The 3,650-nt window shown below is 73.4% G+C and carries 4 protein-coding genes; 2 read left to right on the top strand and 2 right to left on the bottom strand.

The annotated features are described in order from the left end of the window. Positions 1-41: 41 nt before the first annotated feature. Complete coding sequence (locus tag ACFWEJ_RS27945; protein WP_377232426.1) at positions 42-1,355, bottom strand: carbohydrate-binding protein; 1,314 nt, start codon at positions 1,353-1,355, stop codon at positions 42-44. 141 nt (positions 1,356-1,496) lie between these two features. Here ACFWEJ_RS27945 and ACFWEJ_RS27940 point away from each other — a divergent pair, with 141 nt between their 5' ends. Continuing rightward, on the top strand, positions 1,497-1,901 hold the full coding sequence (locus tag ACFWEJ_RS27940; protein ID WP_377232425.1) for a pyridoxamine 5'-phosphate oxidase family protein: 405 nt from the start codon (positions 1,497-1,499) through the stop codon (positions 1,899-1,901). Positions 1,902-1,953: 52 nt separating this feature from the next. Here the strand turns inward: ACFWEJ_RS27940 and ACFWEJ_RS27935 are convergent, their stop codons facing one another. Then, on the bottom strand, positions 1,954-2,196 hold the full coding sequence (locus ACFWEJ_RS27935) for an RNA-binding S4 domain-containing protein (protein WP_377232424.1): 243 nt from the start codon (positions 2,194-2,196) through the stop codon (positions 1,954-1,956). 36 nt (positions 2,197-2,232) lie between these two features. Between ACFWEJ_RS27935 and hisD the strand changes: the two genes are divergently transcribed. Continuing rightward, on the top strand, positions 2,233-3,650 hold a 1,418-nt coding region (hisD, locus tag ACFWEJ_RS27930; RefSeq protein ID WP_377232423.1), incomplete at its 3' end, for a histidinol dehydrogenase.

Here is a 3,650-nt window from a genome sequence, read left to right as displayed (position 1 = left end):
ACAACAACACACCCACAAACGCGCCGACGGCGCTACCGGACCTAAATTACCACCAGGGCCCTGACGTTGTCGGCGAAGGTCCAGCCGCGCGACCCGTCCCAGTTGATCGACCACGTCATGAGGCCCTTGAGCGCCCCGTTGTACGAGCCGTACGCCTGCGAGACCAGCGACGGCGCCATGTAGCCGCCGCCCGCACCCTGCTGGGCGGGCAGCCCGGGGACCTGCTTCTCGTACGGCACGCGGATCGTGGTGCCCTGGATGACCAGCCCGTCGTCCAGGCAGTCGGTCTGGGCCTGGAAACCGGCCACGGTCCCGGCCGCGTACGAGTTGCCGGAGCAGTCGTACATCGAGCCGTTGTAGTACTGCATGTTGAGCCACCAGAGGCGGCCGTTGTCGGCGTACTTCTTGATGATCGGCAGGTACGAGCCCCAGATCGAGCCGTAGGTGACGCTGCCGCCGGTCACGTACGCGGTCTCGGGCGCCATCGTCAGGCCGAACCCGGCCGGCATCCCGGCGAGCACCCCGTCGATGATCCGGATGAGGTTGGCCTGCGACGTCGAGAGCTGCGTGATGGAGCCGCTGCCCGTCAGGCCCGTCTCGATGTCGATGTCGATGCCGTCGAAGTTGTACTCCCGCAGGATCGGCACGATGGTGGCGACGAACCGGTCCGCCACGGCCTGCGAGGACAGGTCGATCCCGGCGGTGGCGCCGCCGATCGACATGAGGATGGTCAGGCCGTCCTCCTTGGCGGCGCACATCTCCTCGGGGCTGGGCACCTGGACGCCGGAGTCCATGCCGTCCTCCCACAGCACCGTTCCGTCGGAGCGGATCACCGGGAACGCGAGGGTGGCCACGTTGTAGCCGTGCTGCGTGATGCGCGAGTCCGTGATCGGGATCCAGCCCAGGCCGGGGTGCACGCCGTTGCTCGCGCCGTCCCAGTTCTCCCAGTAGCCCTGCAGCACCTTGCCCGACGGGCGCGGGCGCTGGCTGCAGTCCGTCGGCGTCGGCTCGGGGTCGGGCGTCGGGTCCGTCGGGTCGGGCGTCGGGTCGGTCGGGTCGGGGTCGGGCTGCGTGGCGCACGCGCCGTCGTCCGACCAGAGGCTGGGCGTGGTGTCCGGGGTCCAGCCCGCGCCCACGTACGCGGTGTGCGCCACGAGGGCCGTGTAGGCCCGCCCGCGGTGCGTCACGTGCGCGCCGGCGGCATACGAGCTGCCCTCCGCCCAGGCGGACGCCGCGCAGTCGGCGGCCGCGGCCTGGGCCATCGGCCCCGCCTGCGCGACGACGACCGGTATGGCGAGTCCGGTGACCAGCAGGGCGGTGACTCCCGCCGCCAGGAACGATGTACGCCGTCTCATGGCACTCCTCGGTGGTGTGTCGCGCCGTGGTATTTGTCAGGAACGCTAGCCAAATACCGGACCCCCCGGGAATACGGGGAACCCACACCCCGACCACACGACGACGCCGGGCACTCACCCGCCCCGACCTAGACTCGCGGCGTGATCCGACTCAACCCCGAGCAGCTCGTCTTCGTCACCGAGCGCCACCTCGCCACCCTCACCACCCTGCGCCCCGACGGGACGCCGCACGTGGTCCCGGTGGCCTTCACCTGGGACGCCGACGCCGGGGTCGCGCGCATCACCACCAACCGCGCGTCCTTCAAGGCGCGTCACTCCGCGCCGGGACCCGACGGCGGGGAGCCTCGCGCCGCGCTGTGCCAGGTCTCCGGCGGCCGGTGGATCACGCTGGAGGGCACGATCGCCGTCAGCGAGGACGAGGCCGAGATCGCCGACGCCGTCGCCCGCTACGCGCGCCGCTACCGCGAGCTGGGGCCGAACCCGGACCGCATCGTGCTGCGCGTGACGGTCGACAAGGTGATGGCGTCGACGTACATGGCGTCGTGACGCTCAGCTCAGCTCTACCTTCTGTCGGCTGAGCCTGCGGTTCCGCTCCGGCTCAGCCGACGATCGCAGCCTCCTCGCCCGCCGGCATCAGGATGCTGACGCGGTCGCCGCGCACGAGCTGGCGGCCGCGGCGGGTCTCGACCTCGCCGTTGACCCGCACCTCGCCGTCGGCGATCAGGTCGCGGGCCTGCGCGCCGTCCTCGGCGAGGTCGGCGAGCTTCAGGAACTGGCCCAGCCGGATGACGTCGTCGCGGATCGGGACCTCGGGTACTGCGGACTCAGAGTTGGACACCACAGCATTGTCTCCCGCCCGCCGCCATAGACTGGCCGGGTGATCCAACGTATCGACCTGCGCGGCCGGTCCCTGGGCCGCCGCGCCCTCCTCGACGTCCTTCCCCGTGCCGAGGTCGGAGTCGACGAGGCCGTCCATGTGGTCGAGCCCCTGCTGCGCCAGGTCCGCGAGGGCGGCGCGGCCGCCCTGCGCGAGATCGCGCTGCGGTTCGACGGCGTCGCGCCCGAGCACCTGGGGGTCCCCGCGTCCGCCCTGACCGACGCGCTCGACAGCCTCACGCCGCTGGTCCGGTCCGGCCTGGAGGAGGCCATCCGCCGCGTGCGCCGGGTGCACGCGGAGCAGCTTCCGGCCAACCACGTCACGGAGCTCGCGCCGGGCGCCGTCGTGCGGCAGCGCTGGATCCCCGTGCAGCGGGTGGGCCTGTACGCGCCGGGCGGCCTGGCCGTGTACCCGTCGTCGGTGGTGATGAACGTCGTCGCCGCGCAGGAGGCGGGCGTGCGGGGCCTGGCCGTGGCGTCCCCGCCGCAGAAGGACAACGGCGGCCTGCCGCACCCGACCATCCTCGCGGCCTGCGCCCTGCTCGGCGTCGACGAGGTCTACGCCGTGGGCGGCGCGCAGGCGGTCGCGATGTTCGCGTACGGCGCCGCGGGCAGCCAGCCGCAGGACGGCGAGACCCTGTGCGAGCCCGTCGACGTCATCACCGGCCCGGGCAACGTGTACGTCGCGGCGGCCAAGCGGCTGGTGCGCGGCGTCGTGGGCATCGACGCCGAGGCCGGGCCCACGGAGATCGCCGTCCTCGCCGACGGCACCGCCGACGCCGGGCACGTGGCCCTCGACCTCATCAGCCAGGCCGAGCACGACCCGATGGCGGCGTCCGTGCTGGTCACCGACTCGGTGGAGCTCGCCTCCGCCGTCGAGGCGCGGGTCCAGGACCTCGCGTCGTCCACCAAGCACGCCACCCGGGTGGCGCGCGCCCTGGACGGCCCGCAGTCCGCGATCGTCCTGGTGGACGACATCGACGCGGGGCTCGCCGTCGTGAACGCGTACGGCGCGGAGCACCTGGAGATCCAGACGGCCGACGCCGCCCGGGTGGCCGCGCGCGTGCACAGCGCGGGCGCGATCTTCGTGGGGCCCTGGTCGCCGGTGTCGCTGGGCGACTACATGGCCGGGTCCAACCACGTGCTGCCCACCGGCGGCACCGCGCACTTCGCGAGCGGCCTGGGCGTGCACGCCTTCCTCAAGTCGGTGCAGCAGATCGAGTACACGCGCGACGCGCTCGAGGAGCTCGCCGACCGCATCGTGGCCGTCGCCAACGACGAGGACCTGCCCGCGCACGGCGAGGCCGGGGGCGGGGGGGTGGCCGAGCGGGGCAGGGCCCGGGGGGGGGCGCGCGCCGGGGGGGCCCCGCCGCGCGCAGCGCCGCCGCCCCCCCCGCCCGCATCGGCGGGGGCGGCGCG

The organism is Promicromonospora sp. NPDC060204 (genome assembly GCF_042728455.1).
Lineage (GTDB): Bacteria > Actinomycetota > Actinomycetes > Actinomycetales > Cellulomonadaceae > Promicromonospora.
This window is presented reverse-complemented; position numbering and strand designations above follow the sequence as displayed.